Consider the following 529-nt stretch of genomic DNA (forward strand, 5'->3'; position numbering starts at 1 on the left):
TCTTGTCGCTTGTGGACCTGGCGTGGAAAGAATTGCGGAAGAAACACGGACGCTTTTTCCACAGGCGCGACAATTGATTTTGTCAACGGATCTCAAAGGGGGAATTGGTCAATTGCGTCGTGAATTGGAAGCAATTGCAAAAGGTGATGTTGATATTCTTATCGGAACGCAGCTTGTTGCGAAAGGACACCATTTTCCTGGGCTTTCTCTGGTTGGGGTGATTGATGCAGATCTTGGGCTTGCAAATGGCGATTTACGGGCGGGAGAGCGTACCTTTCGGCTTTTGTCGCAGGGCACAGGAAGAGCAGGGCGTATGGGGTTGGAAAGTTTAGGTCTCTTGCAAACCTATCAACCTGATCATCCGTTGATAAAAGCTTTGCTTTCGCAAAAAAGTGAGGATTTTTACACCTATGAGATTGCCATGCGTGAACATTATCATCTTCCGCCTTATGGGCGTCTTGCCTCTTTGATTGTGTCTTCAGAAAAACGCCAAGCGGCAGAACATTACGCACGAGTGTTGCGCCAAGTT

Annotated in this window: 1 pseudogene; it reads left to right on the forward strand. The window is 47.6% G+C overall.

The features are described from left to right. Nucleotides 1–529 (forward strand): annotated as a pseudogene (locus tag ACFINZ_RS12095) (primosomal protein N'); the annotation flags it as partial.

Origin of the sequence: Bartonella sp. AA81SXKL (assembly GCF_042196945.1) — a bacterium.
Taxonomy (GTDB): domain Bacteria; phylum Pseudomonadota; class Alphaproteobacteria; order Rhizobiales; family Rhizobiaceae; genus Bartonella.